Annotated in this window: 19 protein-coding genes; 8 read left to right on the top strand and 11 right to left on the bottom strand. The window is 65.1% G+C overall.

Features of this window, described 5'->3' with window-relative positions; all coding sequences use genetic code 11:
• Positions 1 to 19: 19 nt before the first annotated feature.
• Positions 20 to 1,138 carry an alanine racemase gene (gene alr / locus ABCV34_RS02335; RefSeq protein ID WP_345797657.1) on the bottom strand — a complete coding sequence of 373 codons (1,119 nt, stop codon included), beginning with the start codon at positions 1,136 to 1,138 and terminating at the stop codon, positions 20 to 22.
• Between the two features lie 89 nt (positions 1,139 to 1,227).
• Here alr and hpnC point away from each other — a divergent pair, with 89 nt between their 5' ends.
• Genes hpnC through hpnE form a run of 3 tightly spaced genes read left to right on the top strand, consistent with a single transcriptional unit; the run spans position 1,228 to position 4,257 of the window.
• Positions 1,228 to 2,115 (top strand): squalene synthase HpnC, encoded by an 888-nt coding sequence (hpnC, locus tag ABCV34_RS02330; RefSeq protein ID WP_345797656.1) that lies wholly within the window; start codon positions 1,228 to 1,230, stop codon positions 2,113 to 2,115.
• On the top strand, positions 2,105 to 2,968 hold the full coding sequence (gene hpnD / locus ABCV34_RS02325; protein ID WP_345797655.1) for a presqualene diphosphate synthase HpnD: 864 nt from the start codon (positions 2,105 to 2,107) through the stop codon (positions 2,966 to 2,968). The genes hpnC and hpnD overlap by 11 nt, the downstream gene beginning before the upstream one ends.
• Positions 2,965 to 4,257, top strand: a complete 1,293-nt coding sequence (gene hpnE / locus ABCV34_RS02320) for a hydroxysqualene dehydroxylase HpnE (RefSeq protein ID WP_345797654.1) — start codon at positions 2,965 to 2,967, stop codon at positions 4,255 to 4,257. The genes hpnD and hpnE overlap by 4 nt, the downstream gene beginning before the upstream one ends.
• Positions 4,258 to 4,260: 3 nt before the next feature.
• Here the strand turns inward: hpnE and rocF are convergent, their stop codons facing one another.
• A complete protein-coding gene (gene rocF / locus ABCV34_RS02315; RefSeq protein WP_345797653.1) occupies positions 4,261 to 5,178 on the bottom strand; it encodes an arginase in 918 nt (305 codons plus the stop codon).
• 79 nt (positions 5,179 to 5,257) lie between these two features.
• A complete protein-coding gene (locus ABCV34_RS02310; RefSeq protein WP_345797652.1) occupies positions 5,258 to 6,340 on the bottom strand; it encodes an ornithine cyclodeaminase in 1,083 nt (360 codons plus the stop codon).
• 141 nt (positions 6,341 to 6,481) lie between these two features.
• On the opposite strand from ABCV34_RS02310, the gene ABCV34_RS02305 reads away from it, so the two are divergent.
• Positions 6,482 to 6,907 (top strand): Lrp/AsnC family transcriptional regulator, encoded by a 426-nt coding sequence (locus tag ABCV34_RS02305; RefSeq protein ID WP_345798669.1) that lies wholly within the window; start codon positions 6,482 to 6,484, stop codon positions 6,905 to 6,907.
• 6 nt (positions 6,908 to 6,913) lie between these two features.
• Here the strand turns inward: ABCV34_RS02305 and thrC are convergent, their stop codons facing one another.
• Genes thrC through alaC form a run of 3 tightly spaced genes read right to left on the bottom strand, consistent with a single transcriptional unit; the run spans position 6,914 to position 10,799 of the window.
• Positions 6,914 to 8,314 carry a threonine synthase gene (thrC, locus tag ABCV34_RS02300; protein ID WP_345797651.1) on the bottom strand — a complete coding sequence of 467 codons (1,401 nt, stop codon included), beginning with the start codon at positions 8,312 to 8,314 and terminating at the stop codon, positions 6,914 to 6,916.
• Positions 8,311 to 9,615 carry a homoserine dehydrogenase gene (locus ABCV34_RS02295; RefSeq protein WP_345797650.1) on the bottom strand — a complete coding sequence of 435 codons (1,305 nt, stop codon included), beginning with the start codon at positions 9,613 to 9,615 and terminating at the stop codon, positions 8,311 to 8,313. The genes thrC and ABCV34_RS02295 overlap by 4 nt, the downstream gene beginning before the upstream one ends.
• Positions 9,612 to 10,799: an alanine transaminase gene (gene alaC, locus ABCV34_RS02290; protein ID WP_345797649.1), complete on the bottom strand. Its 1,188-nt coding sequence runs from the start codon at positions 10,797 to 10,799 to the stop codon at positions 9,612 to 9,614. Before alaC ends, ABCV34_RS02295 begins: the two co-directional genes overlap by 4 nt.
• 161 nt (positions 10,800 to 10,960) lie before the next feature.
• On the opposite strand from alaC, the gene ABCV34_RS02285 reads away from it, so the two are divergent.
• From ABCV34_RS02285 to pdxA, 4 genes are read left to right on the top strand one after another with little or no spacing between them, the layout of a single operon-like run.
• On the top strand, positions 10,961 to 11,407 hold the full coding sequence (locus tag ABCV34_RS02285; RefSeq protein ID WP_345797648.1) for an MTH938/NDUFAF3 family protein: 447 nt from the start codon (positions 10,961 to 10,963) through the stop codon (positions 11,405 to 11,407).
• Positions 11,404 to 11,874: a peroxiredoxin gene (locus ABCV34_RS02280; protein WP_345797647.1), complete on the top strand. Its 471-nt coding sequence runs from the start codon at positions 11,404 to 11,406 to the stop codon at positions 11,872 to 11,874. The genes ABCV34_RS02285 and ABCV34_RS02280 overlap by 4 nt, the downstream gene beginning before the upstream one ends.
• A gap of 19 nt (positions 11,875 to 11,893) precedes the next feature.
• Positions 11,894 to 13,738 (top strand): PhoH family protein, encoded by a 1,845-nt coding sequence (locus tag ABCV34_RS02275; protein WP_345797646.1) that lies wholly within the window; start codon positions 11,894 to 11,896, stop codon positions 13,736 to 13,738.
• A gap of 1 nt (position 13,739) precedes the next feature.
• Positions 13,740 to 14,744, top strand: a complete 1,005-nt coding sequence (gene pdxA / locus ABCV34_RS02270; protein WP_345797645.1) for a 4-hydroxythreonine-4-phosphate dehydrogenase PdxA — start codon at positions 13,740 to 13,742, stop codon at positions 14,742 to 14,744.
• 91 nt (positions 14,745 to 14,835) lie between these two features.
• Here pdxA and ABCV34_RS02265 read toward each other — a convergent pair whose 3' ends face one another.
• From ABCV34_RS02265 to rpsF, 5 genes are all read right to left on the bottom strand, one after another.
• Complete coding sequence (locus tag ABCV34_RS02265; protein WP_345797644.1) at positions 14,836 to 16,206, bottom strand: replicative DNA helicase; 1,371 nt, start codon at positions 16,204 to 16,206, stop codon at positions 14,836 to 14,838.
• Between the two features lie 106 nt (positions 16,207 to 16,312).
• Positions 16,313 to 16,768, bottom strand: coding sequence for a 50S ribosomal protein L9 (rplI, locus tag ABCV34_RS02260; RefSeq protein WP_345797643.1), 456 nt, complete (start codon positions 16,766 to 16,768; stop codon positions 16,313 to 16,315).
• A 16-nt stretch (positions 16,769 to 16,784) separates the two neighbouring features.
• Positions 16,785 to 17,057, bottom strand: a complete 273-nt coding sequence (gene rpsR / locus ABCV34_RS02255) for a 30S ribosomal protein S18 (RefSeq protein WP_066456389.1) — start codon at positions 17,055 to 17,057, stop codon at positions 16,785 to 16,787.
• A gap of 45 nt (positions 17,058 to 17,102) precedes the next feature.
• Positions 17,103 to 17,396, bottom strand: a complete 294-nt coding sequence (gene priB / locus ABCV34_RS02250; RefSeq protein ID WP_345797642.1) for a primosomal replication protein N — start codon at positions 17,394 to 17,396, stop codon at positions 17,103 to 17,105.
• A gap of 19 nt (positions 17,397 to 17,415) precedes the next feature.
• Positions 17,416 to 17,784, bottom strand: coding sequence for a 30S ribosomal protein S6 (gene rpsF / locus ABCV34_RS02245; RefSeq protein WP_345797641.1), 369 nt, complete (start codon positions 17,782 to 17,784; stop codon positions 17,416 to 17,418).
• Between the last annotated feature and the right edge of the window lie 65 nt (positions 17,785 to 17,849).

Raw genomic sequence — 17,849 nt, 5'->3', positions numbered from 1 at the left:
GGGGTCCTCGAGGTCAGAATTACAACTCGCGGCGCGGCACACGCGGCGCCACCGCACACAGAAGTTCATAGCCGATGGTACCGCACGAGGCCGCGACCTCGTCGACGGAAGGACCACCCTGCCCCCACAGCACGACCGGCGCGCCGACACCGGCCCCGGGGACCGGATCCAGATCGACGGCCAGCATGTCCATGGAAACACGCCCGACCAGCCGCGTGCGCACGCCGGCCACGGTGATCGGTGTCCCTGTGACGGCATGCCGCGGATAGCCGTCGGCATAGCCGCACGCAACAACGCCCACGCGCATGTCTGTGGATGCGCGGAAGATCTGCCCATAGCCGACGGCCCCACCAGCCGGCACGGTGTGGGTGCTGATCAGCCGGGTGCTGAGTGTCATGGCAGGCCGCAGACCGAAGGATTCAGCGGGCCGGTCGGCAAAAGGGGACGCGCCATACAGGCAAATGCCCGGACGCACCCACTGCGAATCGCCCGGCACCCCCGCAGCCAGTCCGGGGGTCAGTGTGGCCGCGGAATTGCAGACGCTGACCGGTCCGGGCAGGGATTCGGTCACCCGGTTGAAACAGTCGAGCTGATCCCGGGTGACGACGGGATCATCGTCGGCCCGCGCGAAATGGGTCATCTTGCCCACGGCCCCCAGCACACCGCCGTCCCGCAGGGCCCGGGCGCGGACGAATGCATCCTGGTATTCACCCGGCTGGAAACCCAGCCGATGCATGCCGGTATTCAACTTCACGAACGCATCGATCGGCGCGCTTATTTGCCCGGATTCGAGCATATCGAGTTGTTCGGCGCAATGGATGGCGGTGCCGACACGATAGTGGGACAGAACGTCCAGATCGGCGGGTTCGAAAAAGCCTTCGAGCAGCAGCAGCGGCCCGGCCCAGCCCAGTTCGCGACAACGCACGGCCTCGTCGAGATCGAGCATGGCCAAGCCGTCGGCCTGTTCGAAGCCGCGCAGGGCGGCCTCGATGCCGTGGCCGTATCCGCGCGCCTTCATGACGGCCCAGATCGACGGCGTGCCCACACCGGAAGTATCCTGTCCCAGTCGCCGGGCGACGGTTTGCAGATTGTGAGCCAGAGCGGTGGTATCGATGGTCGCGAGGATCGGACGCGGCATGAAATCCCCAAAAAACAAGAACAGCGAAGCACGGAATGCCTCGCCCGACGTGGCCAACGGTTTGCCGAGGCTCAGTATACTGCCGGATCATGGCCGTCAATCACTACGAAAACTTCCCCGTCGCGTCCATCCTGCTACCCGCCCGGCTGCGACCGGCGGTGCGCGATCTGTACGCCTTCGCCCGAGGTGCGGACGATCTGGCCGACGAGGGCAATGCCAGCCCCCAGGCGCGGCTGGATGCGCTGGAGACCTGGCGCGCCGCCATCCAGGACATCGGCAGCCACCGGACGATCCGCGCACCGCTGTCCCCCGAGGACCGGGCGATGTTCGAGCGCCTGAGCGGAACCATCGCCCAGCACGGGCTGCCCATCCAGCCGTTCCTGGATCTGCTGTCGGCCTTCACACAGGATCTGAGCGTCGTCAGCTACGACGACGAACCGGCCCTGCTGGACTACTGCCGGCGATCCGCCAACCCGGTCGGCCGGCTGATGCTGCATCTGTTCGGCGCAACCTCGATGGACGATCTGGCGCAATCGGACGCGATCTGCACCGGCTTGCAGCGGGTGAACTTCTGCCAGGACATTGCCTTGGATCAGGCCAAGGGCCGCTGCTATGTCCCGCTGGACTGCCTGGCCCGCCACGAGGTGACGCTGCCGGGACTGCAGGGGCTGTGCGCCGCGCCGCCCCAGCAGGTGCCGGCGGCCTGGCAAGCCGTCCTGCGCGAGCAGGCCGAGCAGGCCCGCCGATCGCTGCTGACCGGCAGTCCGCTGGCCTGGCGCCTGCCGGGCCGCATCGGTTTGGAATTACGCCTGGTCGTTCATGGGGGACTGCGCATCCTGGAAAAACTGGCGGCCGGCCAATACAACCCTTTCACCGACCGGCCCATCCTGACCCGCCGCGACGGCTTCCTGCTATGCTGGCGCGCATTGCGCCGACCCCGCCCGGCCATCGATTTCCCCAGCCATCATGAGTCCTGACGAGTATTGCCAGCAGAAGGCCGCCCAGAGCGGCTCCAGCTTCTATTATTCCTTCCTGTTCCTGCCGCCCGAGCAACGACGGGCCATTACTGCCCTATATGCCTTCTGCCGCGAGATCGACGATATCGTCGACGAAATCAGCGAGGCCTCGGTCGCGCGCATGAAGCTTGCCTGGTGGCGCGGCCAGGTGGCACTGATGTTCGACGGCACACCGGACCACCCGGTCGCCGTCGCACTGGCCCGCCACATCCAGTCCTGCCGCCTGCGCCCGGATCCGTTCTACGCCGTCATCGAAGGGATGGAAATGGACCTGGACCAGTTCCGTTATCCCGACTGGGAATCCCTGCGCCAGTACTGCTGGCGCGCGGCTGGCGTGGTCGGCGACCTGTCGGCCAGCATCTTCGGCTACACCGACCCGCGCACGCTGGAATACGCCGAAACACTCGGCCTAGCCTTCCAGATGACGAACATCATCCGCGATGTCGGCGACGATGCGCGGCGCGGCCGCATCTATCTGCCCGCCGACGAGATGGCGCAACACGGCGTCTCGGTCGACGACGTGCTCGACGGAAACTACACCGAAGCCTTCCAGGCCCTGATGCGTCAGCAGACGCTGCGCGCCCGCCAGCTGTACCGCGACGCGATGCGCCTGCTGCCGGAAGCGGACCGGCGCGCACAGCGCCCTGGCCTGATGATGGCCGCCATCTACGCGACCCTGCTCGACGAAATCGAACGCGACGGCTGGCACGTCCTGGACCAGCGCATCGCGCTGACGCCGATCCGGAAGTTCTGGCTGGCCTGGAAGGTCTGGGTCGGCGGCGGCCGAGGGCTGGTGCGCCGTCTGGCGGCATGAAGACAGCCGTCGTAGGGGCCGGGTGGGCCGGGCTGGCCGCCGCCGTGCATCTGCATCAGGCGAATCATCGGGTCCACATCTACGAAGCCGCGCCCCAGGCCGGAGGTCGGGCACGTCCGATCGATCCCCCGGCACTTGGCCAGTCGATCGACAACGGACAGCATCTCCTGCTGGGCGCCTACCGCGAAACCCTGGGATTGATGCGATCGTTGAGGGTCGATCCCGAGGACGTCTGCCATGCGCAGCCGCTGGCCCTGCAGTCCGCGGACCGCCAGCTGCGCCTGCGTTTCTGGCCCCTGCCCGCTCCAGCACACCGGCTGGGCGCCCTGATCGGCGGCCGAGGGCTGGACGGCTGGCACGGCCGCCGGCACCTGCTGCGCGTCCTGTGCGCGCTCGATCCGGACGCGATCGATCCATGGACGACAGTGGCGCACTGGCTGCGGCAGCTGGACTGCCCGCCGGGGTTGCTGCGGCGTCTCTGGGGTCCCCTGTGCCTGGCCGCGACCAACACGGATATCGCCCGCGCTCAGGCACAGCTGTTCGCCCGGGTCCTGCGCGACAGCCTGGGACACGACGCCCAGGCAAGCCGCCTGTACATTCCCCGGTCCCGGCTGCATGATCTCTGGCCGGCTCAGGCCTGCGCGCTGCTGGGCGACCATGTGCGCTTTCGCCGGGTCCATGCATTGTCGCCCGAGCCCGACGGACGATGGTCCATCGACGGCGAATCCTATGACCACGTGATCCTGGCTGTCCCACCCGGCGAGGCCCGTCGCCTGATCAGCCCCTTGCCGCGCGCCGCACAGTACCTGGATGCCTGGTCCGTGCCACAACACGCCGCCATCGGTACGCTGACACTGCGGCTGAGCCAGCCATGGGACTCCGGCCATGCCATGGCGCTGTTGTGGGATGATCCGGATCGCGAGGCCTGGGGCCAATGGCTGTTCGACCGCAGCGCCACCGCGCGATCCCCGGCGGACCGACGACTGGTCCACGTGGTCGTCAGCGCGGCGGATCGCTATGCGGATCGAAGCACCGCCGATATCGCCACAGGCATCCTGTCCCAGATCCGGACGCAGGTTGCCCGCCCCTTGCCTTCCATCGAGGCACAGGCGCTGGTGACGGAAAAGCGGGCGACCTTTGATGCCGTCCCAGGCCTGCGCCGGCCGACAACGATCACGCCCTGGCCGGGACTGCTATTGGCCGGCGACTGGACCGACACAGGCTACCCGGCCGTGCTGGAGGGCGCGGTGCGTAGCGGTCTGCGGGCCGCCGACCGCGTGATGCGCTGAAACTCAACGGCGACGGATCAGCGTCGATTTCCCAAACAGGCTCTCGATCAGTTCGACCGCGACCTTCGCCGTGCCGTTGCGCACATCGAGCGCCGGGTTGAGTTCCACGATGTCCACGGAACCCACCTGCCCGGTGTCGGCCAGCATCTCCATGCACAACTGTGCCTCACGCCAGGTCGGCCCGCCCCGCACCGTGGTTCCCACCCCCGGGGCATAATCCGGATCCAGGAAGTCCACGTCGAAGCTGACGTGGATATGGGCCTGTTCAGGCAGGCCGTCCAGGGCGGCCTCCATGACCGCGCGCATGCCGCGCTCGTCGATGGTGCGCATGTCATAGATATCGAGTCCCTGCTCGTGGACGAACCGGCGCTCACCCGCATCCACGCTACGAATACCGATCATGCGCAGTTCATCGGGGCGCAGCGCGGGGCCGCTCCCCCCCAGATCGACCAGTTCGCGCGGGCCGAATCCACACAGGCAGGCGACCGGCATCCCATGCACGTTGCCGCTGGGCGTCAGCTGCGCGGTATTGAAATCCGTATGCGCATCCAGCCAGAACACCCGCAACGGCCGGCCCAGGCTGCGGCAATGACGCGCTACCGCACCAACCGAACCGACCGCCAGGCAGTGGTCCCCCCCCAGCAGCAGCGGCAGACGGCCGGCGCCCAGCTGAACGGACACCGCCTCGAAGACCTGGGCATTCCACTGGATCACCTGCGGCAGGTGGCGATGCCCCTGGACAGCAGGCTGCCAAGGGTTGGCCGGGCCCGACACGTCACCGGTATCGATCACATCACACCCCTGATGCCGCAACGCCTCGGCCAGCCCCGCGACGCGCAGGGCCTGCGGCCCCATGGAGGCGCCCCGGGTTCCGGCGCCGATGTCGGTCGGTGCTCCGATGAGTCCAATGACGGTCGTCACGATCTCTCCTGAAAGTTGCAGTCGGCGTCCAAGCCCCTGGTCCGGACAGGATACCCGGGCGCCGGACCGACGTCAGCTATCAGTCGAGCACCGGTTCGACCTGTTCCTGAGCGAGCAGCCAGCCATACAGATCCCGGGGATCCTTCTGTCCCGGTGTGACGTCCACCCAGCGGCCGATACCCTGCTGCAAAGCCGCGGCCCGCAGGAACCGCAAGGCGGAGTAATCTTCCAGCGCAAAGCCCACGGAATCGAATACGGTGACCTGCCGATCATCGATGCGCCCAGGCACCTGCCCCGCCAGCACCCGCCACAGTTCCGTGACGGGAAAATCCGCCGGCATCTGCTGGATCTCGCCTTCCTTGCGGGTCTGCGGCGGAAACTCGACGAACACGGTGGCACTCCGCAGGATCTCCGGATCCAGTTCGGTCTTGCCGGGGCAATCGCCGCCCACGGCATTCAGGTGCATGCCCGGTTCGATCATGTCGGCCGTCAGCACCCGTTCCTGTCCCTGATAGGCGGTGACCGTCGTGACGATATCTGCGCCGCGCAGCGCCTGGGCCACCGAGTCACAGATCCGGATCCGCAGCGGCGGCCCGGACAGCTGGCTGGCTCGCAGGTTGTTTTGCAGGCGCAACGATGCGCCACGGTCGATATCGTAGAGACGCAGCTCGTCGATGTCCAGCAGCGCGCGAAAGGCAATCGCCTGAAAATCGCTTTGCGCGCCATTGCCGATCAAGGCCATCGAACGACTGTCCGGACGCGCCAGCGCCCGGGCCGCAAGCACGGACGTTGCCGCCGTGCGCAGGGCGGTGGTCAGGGTCAGTTCGCTGAGCATGCGGATCATGCCGGTATCGCAATCCAGCAGGGCCCCCATGGCCATAACGGTGGGCAGACCGTGGCGTTCATTGCCTGGGTGCCCGTTGACGCATTTGAAACTGTACAGCGAGCCATCGGTGATCGGCATCAGCTCGATCGTGCCCTGTTCCGAATAGGCCGCGATCCGCGCCGCCTTGTCGAACACAGGCCAGCGCAGATAATCCGCCTTCAGGCTGTCAACCAACGTGCGCAAGGCGGCCGGCATACCCATGACACCCAGCAGACGGGCCACATCATGGGTATCCAGAAAAAGTGTCCGGGGTGGCGAAGTCAACAGCGTTTTCATGGCCGTCTCCTGAAGAATCCTTCTGATGGATTCAGTATGTTCGAAGTCGCCGCCAATAACTATCGTCAACAATGTGTGTCATTCGACCTAAAATTGACGAAATGACATCCCGGAACATGCAAAATGCCAAAGGATCTTGCCATTGATTCCACGGACCAGGCCCTGATCCGGCTGCTACGCGCCGATGCGCGCACCAGCGTGGCCACGCTGGCCAAGCGCCTGGGGGTGGCGCGCGGCACCGTCACCCAGCGCATGCGACGCATGGAAGACGCGGGCCTGATCGTGGGCTACACCGTCCGGCTGCGCCCCGACGTCCAGCCGCAGGCGATCCGCGCCTGGATGGGAATCACGGTGGAAGGCAACGAGGCACGCACCGTGATCGCCAGCCTGCTGGGCGAACCGGGCGTCGCCGCTCTGCACGACACCAACGGACGCTGGGATCTGCTGGCCGAATTGCGCGCCGCCGATCTGCAGGAACTGTCTCAGGTACTAGAGCGCATCCGGCTGATCCGCGGGATCAGCCAGTCCGAAACCAGCATCCACCTGCAGACGTACCGTGTTGCCTGAAATGGATCACAGGGCGTGTCGGCGGACGTAATCGGCCACCAGTCGCGCATCACAGTCCATGACTTCGACACGCTGCGGACGCTGCCCCAGATCCCGCAGGGCGTCCGGTACCGGCGGCGCTTCGCCGGTGGCTTCGATCAGCGTTTCGGCGAATTTCGCCGGCAAGGCGGTTTCCAGCACCAGCATGGGTATACCGGGTTCCAGGTGTGCCTGCGCGACCTTGACCCCATCGGCCGTGTGCGGATCGATCAACACGCCGGTTTCCCGATGGACAGCACGGATCGTGGCCAGCCGGTCGGCATGGGAACTGGCACCGGCGACAAAACCATAACGGTCCGTGAATTGCGGCTTGAGCGCCGACAGATCGAACTGCCCGGCCTGCCGCAGTTCGTCCATCAGCACGCGTACCCGCGACGCATCCTGGCCCACCAGATCGAAGACGAAACGCTCGAAATTCGACGCCCGGGAAATATCCATCGACGGGCTGGAGGTCGCATAGGTCTGGCTGGCGGGACGTGGCCGGTAGATGCCGGTGTGGAAGAATTCTTCCAGCACGTTGTTCTCGTTGGTGGCCAGCACCAGACGCCGGATGGGGACCCCCATCTCGCGCGCCAGATGCCCGGCCAGAATGTTGCCGAAATTGCCCGAGGGCACGGCAAAGGACACCTGTTGGCCCGGCCCCTGGGTCGCGCGCAGCCAGCCCCAGACGTAGTAGACGATCTGTGCGGCGATACGCGCCCAGTTGATGGAGTTCACCGCGCCCAACCGGTGGGCGCTCTTGAACTCCAGGTCGCCAGCCAGGGTCTTGACAATATCCTGGCACTCGTCGAACACGCCGTGCACGGCGATGTTGTGGATGTTGGCATCCTGCAGGGAATACATCTGCGCACGCTGGAAAGCGCTCATGCGGCCATACGGCGACAGCATGAAGACCGCCACACCGCGCTTGCCACGCAAGGCGTATTCGGCCGCGGAGCCTGTGTCGCCCGAAGTCGCGCCCAGAATGTTCAAGGTCTGATTGCGCTGCGCCAGAACGAATTCGAACACCTGGCCCAGGAACTGCATGGCCATGTCCTTGAAGGCCAGCGTGGGTCCCTCGGACAGACCCAGCAGCGACAATCCGTCACGCAGGGGTTTGACCGGCGCGATCCGCGGGAAGACATCGGTCGAATAGGCCGCCCGCGTCATGCGCAACAAATCCTGCGGCGCGATATCGTCGATGAACAGGCCCAGCACCTTCGCGGCCAGATCGGCATACGTCAAGTCGCGCCAGGATTCCAGCGTGGCCGCGTCGAGCCTGGGCAGGGACTGCGGAAGGGTCAGGCCGCCATCGGGCGCCAGGCCTTCCAGCAGGATGTCGCAAAAGGGCAAGGGGGCCATGCCGCCCCGGGTGGACCGGTACTTCAATTCAGATTCTCCACGCGCAGACGGGTCACATCCGAGCGGACAAAGGGCAGCGCCCGCATGGCCTGCAAGGCATCGTCCACGTTACCCTCGCGGGCCTCGTGGGTCAGGAAGATGATGTCGGCCTGATGTTCGCCGTGCGGCTGCTGGAACATCGACCCGACCGAAATACCGGCGCCCGACAGAATACGCGCCAGGTCCGCCAGCACGCCGGGGCGGTCATCGACCCGCAGGCGCAGATAGAAGCTGGAGCGCACCTCGGCCATGGGCAGGATCGGAATGTCCACGACGGCATCGGGCTGGAACGCCAGATGCGGCACCCGGTGTTCGGGATCGGCCATCTGCTGGCGAGTCACATCCACCAGATCGGCCACGACCGCCGACGCCGTCGGCAGGGATCCCGCACCCTGACCATAGTACATCGACAAGCCAACCACATCGCCACGCACGAGGACGGCATTCATGGCGCCCTCGACGTTGGCCAGAAGACAATCGGCCGGCACCAGGGTGGGATGCACCCGCAGCTCGATGCCATCGGGGCGGTGGCGCGTCATACCCAGCAGCTTGATGCGATAGCCCAGGCGTTCGGCGTGCACGATGTCCTCGGACGCCAGGTGGGAGATGCCTTCGATTGTGGCCTTATCGAACTGCACCGGGATGCCGAAGGCGAGCGAGGCCAGCAGCGTGAGCTTGTGCGCCGCGTCCACCCCTTCGATGTCGAAGGTCGGATCGGCCTCGGCATAGCCCAGGCGCTGGGCTTCGGCCAGCACGGTCTCGAAGGGCAGCCCACGCTGACGCATTTCCGACAGAATGAAATTGGTGGTGCCGTTGATGATGCCGGCCAGCCACTGGATGCGGTTGGCGGTCAGCCCCTCGCGGATGGCCTTGATGATCGGGATGCCGCCGGCGACGGCCGCCTCGAAGGCGACCATCACGCCGCGCGCCTGCGCGGCGGCGAAGATCTCGTTGCCATGCACGGCCAGCAGCGCCTTGTTGGCCGTGACGATGTGCTTGCCGCTGTCGATGGCCGCCAGGATGCACTCGCGCGCGAGCGTCTCACCGCCCATCAGCTCGACGATGATGTCGATATCCGGGTCCCGCGCCAGCGCCATGCCGTCCGTGGTGACACGCACGTCCGGCCCGACCAGCGACCGGGCCTTGGCGACGTCGCGCACCGCCACGGCGGCGACCTCGATGCGGCAGCCCGCGCGCCGGGCGATCTCACCGCCGTTTTGCGCCAGCACCGTCCAGACGCCGCTGCCGACGACACCCAGGCCCAGCAGGCCGACTCGAATGGAATTCATTTCAGCAGCCCGTCCTTGCGAAACATGTCCTTGATGCCGCGCACCGCCTGGCGGGTGCGCTGTTCGTTCTCGATCAGGGCGAAGCGGACGTACCCATCGCCATATTCACCGAACCCGATGCCGGGCGACACTGCGACTTTGGCATCGGCCAGCAGGCGCTTGGCAAATTCCAACGAACCCAGCGCGCGATAGGGTTCGGGGATGCGCGCCCAGATGTACATCGAGGCCTTGGGCACATCCACCGGCCAGCCCGCTTCCTGCAGACCCTTGGCCAGGACGTCGCGGCGGCGGCGGTATTGCTCGACCACCTCGGACACGCAATCCTGGGGCCCTTCCAGCGCCGCGATGGCAGCTACCTGAATGGGCGTGAAGGTGCCGTAGTCGTGGTAGCTCTTGATGCGCGCCAGGGCGTTGACGAGTTCGCGATTGCCCACCATGAAGCCGATGCGCCAGCCGGCCATGTTGTAGCTCTTGCTCATGGTGAAGAATTCCACGGCGACGTCGCGCGCGCCGGGCACCTGCATGATGGACGGTGCGACGTAACCGTCGAATGTGATGTCCGCGTAGGCCAGGTCATGCACGACCAGGATGCCGTGCTCGCGCGCCAGCGCCACGATACGCTCGAAGAAAGACAGATCCACACATTGCGCGGTCGGATTGCTGGGAAAACCCAGGATCATCATCTTGGGCCTGGGAATCGTCTCGCGTACCGCGCGTTCGATCTCCTCGAAGAAATCCAGCCCGGGAGCCATCGGCACCGAACGGATGTTGGCGCCGGCGATCACCGCCCCGTAGATGTGGATCGGGTAGCTGGGATTGGGCACCAGGACCGTATCGCCGCGATCGAGCGTGGCCAGCATCAGATGAGCCAGGCCTTCTTTCGAGCCGATCGTGACGATCGCCTCGCTATCCGGATCGAATTCCACCCCGTAGCGGCGCTCGTACCAGCCGGTGATCGCCCGACGCAGCCGGGGAATGCCCTTGGAGACGGAATAGCCGTGCGTGTTCTCGCGCTGCGCGACTTCCACCAACTTCTCGACGATGTGCTTCGGGGTGGGACCGTCCGGATTGCCCATGGACATGTCGATGATGTCCTCGCCGCGCCGCCGGGCGGCCATCTTCAGTTCCCCGGTAATGTTGAATACATAAGGGGGCAGGCGCTCGATGCGCGGAAAGGTCGTCATGGTGTTCCTCGGCAGGGCGGAGACAGGATCGGCAGCAGGTGGCTGCAGTGCAGCAAATTCGATAATCTAGCGCATGCGCCCGCGAGCCGCAAATCCACGACGGACCCGCCGCCCGTGGCCTGCGGCACTGCGCTATCATCACAGGAACTCTGGAGCTTCCCGTGTTACTGCAAAAAGACATCAATCCCGCCCTCAATACCGTGACGGCTTACGGGGAACACCACCTGGAGATCAACCGCGTCCGCTTCGAGACCGCAGTCTGTTTCGGCCCCGAAGGCCCGGTACGCAGCCTGGATCTGCGCACCGCCGCCGACATCGACGCGGCTTTCCTCAAAGCCCTGATCGGCCTGGACGAACTGGTCCGGGATCCTCTGGCTTTTCTGGACGACACGCCCCCCACCCTGCCCCATGACGCTCCCGAAGTGTTGCTGATCGGCACGGGCGCGGGGCAGACTTTTCTTTCCCCCGAGGTCACGCGCCCGCTGCTGCAACTGGGCATCGGCGTCGAGACCATGACCACCCAGGCCGCCGCTCGAACCTACAACATCCTCATGTCCGAGGAACGACGCGTCCTGGCCCTGCTGCTTCCTGGAGACTCCCACGCATGAACGCCATTGTGACCGGCCGCCCCCTGCCCGCCCTGAATGCCCCGTCCACGCACGGCCCCTTCGATTCCGTATCGCTGCGGGGCAAACCATTTGTTCTGTATTTCTACCCCAAGGACAACACCCCCGGCTGCACGACCGAATCACAAAATTTCCGCGACCTGCACGAACAATTCAAAGCGATCGACTGCCAGATCTACGGCATCTCCCGCGATTCCCTGGGCTCGCACGAGAATTTCACCGAAAAGCAGAGCCTGCCCTTCGCCTTGATCTCGGACGCCGATGAGACACTGTGCGAACTCTTTGGGGTCATCAAGATGAAAAACATGTACGGCAAGCAGGTGCGCGGCCTGGATCGCAGCACCTTTCTGATCGACCGTCAGGGCGTGCTGGTCCAGGAATGGCGCAGCGTCCACGTCCCCGGCCATGCCGAGGAAGTCCTGCAAGCCGCACGCAACCTGGCCGCCTGAGCCCCCTACAGGAACCTTCATGCCCCTTCCGAAACCGCCGGCCCGCCTGGGCGCCTCCGTCGAGCCGACTTCGGCCGCCCCGATTCAGAACCCCATTGCCGCGACCCGGCTGCCAACCCCGCCGGCCAGCCAGCCGGACACGCCGGCAGCGGCAGCGGCAGCGGCAGCGCCCGCCCGGCGAAACCGCCAGGTCGCCGCGATCCTGTCCAGGCCTGCGCCATCGGCCCCTGCCCCGGCATCATCCGTCGCGGCTCCGGCGTCCACCCCCGCCCAAACACCCGTCCCGACCCGGACGCCTGCCCGGGTTCCAACACCAGCTGCAAAATCGCCTGTGGCGGAGCCCGCCGAAGCCCCGGTATCCCGACATCGATCCACCCCGATCGCCGAAGCCCCGGCCAAAAGCCCGGCGGCGGACAAGGATCCGACCGCGGGCAACGCCAAGGCCCGTTCGCGGCGCCTGCCCGCGACCCAGCGCAAGCTGTTCGTACTGGACACCAACGTCCTTCTGCACGACCCCACGTCGCTGTTCCGCTTCGCCGAACACGACGTCTTCCTGCCCATGATCGTGCTCGAAGAACTCGACCACCAGAAAAAGGGGATGTCGGAAGTCGCGCGCAACGCCCGCCAGGTCAGCCGCTATCTCGACGAGCTGGTCGGCACGGCGGACCTGACAAAGGGCGTTCCGCTGGATGCATTGGGCAATATAGACGCACTGGGATCGCTTTTTTTCCAGACCCGCCCCACCGAAGCGCACCTGCCGCTGGAACTGCCGATGGGCAAGGCGGACAACGTCATCCTCAGCATCGTCCACGGTCTGCGCAAGCAATCCCCGAAGCGCGAGATCGTGCTGGTCTCGAAGGACATCAACATGCGCCTGAAGGCGCGTGCCCTGAACCTGCCCGCCGAAGACTATCTGAACGACCATGTCCTGGACGATTCCGACCTGCTGTATGACGGCATCATGCCGCTGCCGGAAAATTTCTGGACACGGCACGGCAAGAACATCGAATCCTGGCAGCAAAACAGCCTGACCTGGTACCGCGTGCGTGGCCCGCTATGCAGCCAGTTCATCGTCAACGAGTTCGTGTACTACGAAGGTGACATGCCGCTGGCTGCCCAGGTCCGCGAGGTCACCGGGAAAAGTGCGGTCCTCACCACGCTGCGCGATTTCAGCCACAATAAAAACAGCGTCTGGGGGGTCACGGCACGCAACCGCGAACAGAATTTCGCACTCAACCTGCTGATGAACCCGGATATCGATTTCGTATCCCTGCTAGGGCAGGCCGGCACCGGCAAGACACTGTTGGCGCTGGCCAGCGGGCTGGCCCAGGCCTTCGAAACCAAACGCTACACAGAGATCATCATTACCCGGGCGACCGTGCCGGTCGGCGACGACATCGGCTTTCTGCCTGGCACCGAGGAAGAAAAGATGCTGCCCTGGATGGGGGCACTGGAGGACAACCTGGAAGTCTTGCACCAGGGATCGGGTAGCACGGTCAGCACCACCAGCAATGGTCAGGAATGGAACAAGACCCCGGCCATGGATCTGATCCGCTCACGCATCAAGGTCAAGTCCATGAACTTCATGCGCGGGCGTACCTTCCTGAATAAATTCCTGATCATCGACGAGGCCCAGAACCTGACGCCCAAGCAGATGAAGACGCTGATCACCCGGGCAGGCCCCGGCACCAAAATCGTCTGCCTGGGCAATATCGCGCAAATCGACACACCCTACCTGACCGAAGGCAGCTCCGGCCTGACCTACGTCGTGGATCGGTTCAAGGGCTGGCCGCACGCGGGGCACATCACGCTGCAGCGCGGCGAACGCTCACGCCTGGCCGATTATGCCAGCGATGCCCTCTGACATGACGGACTCGACACGCGCAGCCCTGCCCCTGGCGTTCACGCTGGGGGATGCCGCAGGTATCGGCCCGGAACTGATCGTGCGTCTGTTCGCCGAAGGCCTGCCCCATCCGGCGGTGGTCTATGGGGACATCGGCGCCCTGGAACGGACCTGTCGCGCAATGGGACTGGATGATCGTCTGGAGATCCGGGCGATCGACCACCCCGGCCAAGGCACGACGGGGGCAGTGATCGGGGTGCTCAACCGCTGGCAGGCCCTGCCCGCCGACCTGCCGTGTGGGCGCGAGGACCCGCGCGCGGGCCGCGGCGCCTACGAGTACCTGTGCCACGCCATCGACGATGCGCGGGCCGGGCTGCTACGGGCGCTGGTCACCGCGCCGCTGCACAAGGGCGCCATGCACGCCGGCGGCATCGACTACCCAGGCCACACAGAGATCCTGGCGGAACGCACCGGCACCACAGACTACGCCATGATGCTCGCCAATGACGAACTGCGGGTCCTGCTGGTCACCATCCATATCGCCCTGGCCGACGTCCCCGCCGCCATCGATCGGATGGCCGAGCTGCACGCCATCCGGCTGGCTCATCTGGCGTGCCGGATGGCCGGCATCGCCAGGCCGCGCATCGCTGTGGCCGGGCTCAACCCCCATGCGGGCGAAGGCGGCGTCTTCGGCACCGAGGAAGCCCGCCACATCGTTCCGGCCATCGAACAGGCCCGCGCCGAAGGACTGGATGCCTCCGGCCCCTGGCCGGGGGACACGGTCTTCATGCGGGCGCGCAAGGGCGAATTCGACATCGTGGTCGCCCAGTACCATGACCAGGGCCTGATCCCGGTGAAGTACCTGGGGCTGGACGACGGGGTGAACGTGACAGTCGGCCTGCCGTTCGTCCGCACCAGTGTGGACCATGGCACGGCCTTCGACATCGCCGGCAAGGGCATCGCCGACCCGGCGTCGCTACGAGCCGCCATGCGGATGGCGCTGCGAATGACCCAGGACACGGAATAACCCGCAGCCAACCGCCCCTGGAAATCGGGCGGGTTTGGAACGCCGGGGTTCAAGGCCCGAGTCCGGTATTGCACCGGGCTCGGGCTTTTTATCAGAATCCCGGATTGCCCGAGAAATTCAGGAAACGCGTGCTCGAGCCCTGGAAGGTCAGGCGCACGGTCCCGATCGGGCCGTTACGCTGCTTGCCGATGATGATTTCGGCCGTGCCCTTGTCCGGAGAATCCGGATTGTAGACCTCGTCCCGGTAAATAAAGATAATCACGTCGGCATCCTGCTCGATGGCACCGGATTCCCGCAGGTCGCTCATCACCGGACGCTTGTTGGGACGCTGCTCCAGACTGCGGTTCAGCTGCGACAACGCGACCAGCGGGCAGTTCAGTTCCTTCGCCAGACTTTTCAGCGAACGGCTGATTTCGGAGATCTCCGTCGCGCGGTTTTCCCCGCCGCTACCGGACATCAGCTGGATATAGTCGATGATGATCATCCCCAGTTGGCCGCACTGGCGCGACAGACGCCGCGCCCGGGCACGAACTTCCATCGACGTCAGCGCCGGGGTCTCGTCGATGTAGATCTGCGCCTGCTCGACCTTCTGCACGGCATGCGTCAGGCGTGGCCAGTCGTCCTGGTTCAATTTGCCCGTGCGCATGCGGTGCTGGTCCAGCATGCCGACCGAGCCGATCATGCGCATGGCCAGCTGCACGGCGCCCATTTCCATGGAAAACACCGCGACCGGCAGGCCCTGCTCGATGGCGACGTGCTCGCCGATGTTCATGGAAAACGACGTCTTGCCCATGGACGGGCGACCCGCCACGATGACCAGATCCCCTGGCTGCAGACCCGAGGTCATGCGGTCCAGGTCGTTGAACCCGGTGGGCACCCCGGTGACGTCGGAATCACCTTCGCGGTGGTAGAGCTCGTCGATACGCTCGACCACTTGCGCCAGCAGCGGCCGGATTTCCTGGAACCCAGCCATGCCGCGCGCGCCTTCCTGGGCGATCTGAAAGACCCGGGATTCGGCCTCGTCCAAAATCTGCCGGGCTTCCTTGCCCTGCGGATTGAAAGCAGCCGAAGAGATCTCGTCGGCAATCGACACCAGTTTGCGCAGCATCGAGCGCTCGCGCACGATCTCCGCATACCGGCGGATGTTGGCTGCGGACGGCGTGTTGTGGGCCAGCGCGTTCAGATATGGCAGGCCACCGCTGTCGTCGGCCTTGCCGGCCGTGGTCAATGACTCGTGGACCGTGATCACGTCGGCTGGCCGGGCCAGCCCCACCAGCCGGGTGATATGCTGCCAGATCAGGCGGTGATCGAAGCGATAGAAATCGTCTTCCGTCAGGACGTCGGCAACCCGGTCGAACGCTGCATTGTCCAGCAGCAGTCCCCCCAGCACCGACTGCTCGGCCTCGATGGAATGCGGCGGCACCCGCAGGTAATCCAGTTGGCTGTCGGCTTCGATCTCCACCTTGGTGTCCTCGGAATCAATGAAAAAAGGCCGGCATGGCGCCGGCCTTTTCAGAGGTGCCTCTGCCATTCCCGCAGAGGGAATGTAGCACGGCGCCGGATGGCGATCAGGCCATCTCGCCCTGCACGGTCAGGGTGATGTCGGCCACCACGTCGGCGTGCAACGCGACCTGCAGCGGGAACTCACCCACGGCCTTGATGGCGCCGTCCGGCATGCGGACCTGACCCTTGTGCACGCCGGTGAAACCGGCGTTATGCAGGGCAGCGGCCACGTCCATGTTGGTGACGGAACCAAACAGACGACCGTCGACACCGGCCTTCTGGCTGATGATCAGCGCGTAGCCGTGCAGCGTCTCGGCCATCGCCTGCGCGGCGGCCAGCTTTTCGGCCTGGTGCTTTTCGAGTTCCGCGCGGCGGGCTTCGAATTCCTTCAGGGCCGCTTCGGTGGCGCGGCGGGCGATCTTTTGCGGGATCAGGTAGTTGCGGGCATAGCCGTCACGCACGCGGACCACTTCACCCAAATTCCCGAGATTGACGACTTTTTCAAGCAGAATGACTTGCATGACAGGGGACCTCGGATCAGTTGTGGTTGTCGGTGTACGGCAACAGGGCCAGGAACCGCGCACGCTTGATCGCGGTGTCCAGCTGGCGCTGATAGTGCGCCTTGGTGCCGGTCAGACGAGCCGGGATGATCTTGCCGTTTTCCTGGATGAAATCGCGCAGGGTGTCCAGGTCCTTGTAGTCGATCTCTTCGACCTTGGCGACCGTGAAGCGGCAGAACTTGCGCCGCTTGAACAACGGGTTCTGTTGCCCGAATTTGCGTTTTTCTTTCGACTTCTTGAAGTAAGCCATGATGTTTGCCTTTGTCTGGTTCCGGGCCTGGCCCGGTGGGTTCATTCAGTGTGCTTGCACGATCTGCTGGATATGCAACACCAGCCGATCCGATCCTTGTCGCTGCGGGGCCAGAAATCCGACGATCCGTACCTGACTGCCCACAGGGGACTTGGCCAGGGCCAGCGCGGGATCTCCGAAGGCCACCGCGTTCAGTCCCAGTGTTACCTTGCGGGACAGGCCGGCTTCGAGAACCTGGGATTCGTGCTCCATTCGCATCCGCAGCACCGGCAGGCCTGCCGGTGTGTGGCGCAAGGGCTCGATTTCAACCAGGTGCGCCGCCAGCTCGACACGGTTCACGGATCGCGCAAGCGCCGGATCAGGAATTCGAGGATTCGACGGAGGAGGCCTTGCGGGCTTCTTCGCGTTCGACCGACTTCATCATGATCGAAGGTTCGGTGTGCGCGTGCTTGGTCTTGGCGAACAGGTGGCGCAGGATCGCGTCGTTGTAGCGGAACGAGTGCTCCAGTTCGTCGAGGGCGGCCTGGCCGCATTCGATGTTGAAGCAGACGTAGTGAGCCTTGACGAGCTTCTGGATCGGGTAGGCCAGCTGGCGGCGACCCCAGTCTTCGACACGATGGATCTGACCGCCGTGGGTTGTGACCATGGCTGAATAGCGCTCGATCATGGCGGGCACCTGCTCGCTCTGATCGGGATGCACGATAAACACTACTTCGTAGTGGCGCATGAATGACTCCTTAAGGATATCTGCGATGTTGACAGACAGCCCGTCGGCACTGGGATTCCAGTCAT

Source organism: Castellaniella sp. MT123 (assembly GCF_039614765.1).
Lineage (GTDB): Bacteria > Pseudomonadota > Gammaproteobacteria > Burkholderiales > Burkholderiaceae_B > Castellaniella.
The sequence above is the reverse complement of the archived record's forward strand: the minus strand, read 5'-3'. Positions and strand labels throughout refer to the sequence as shown.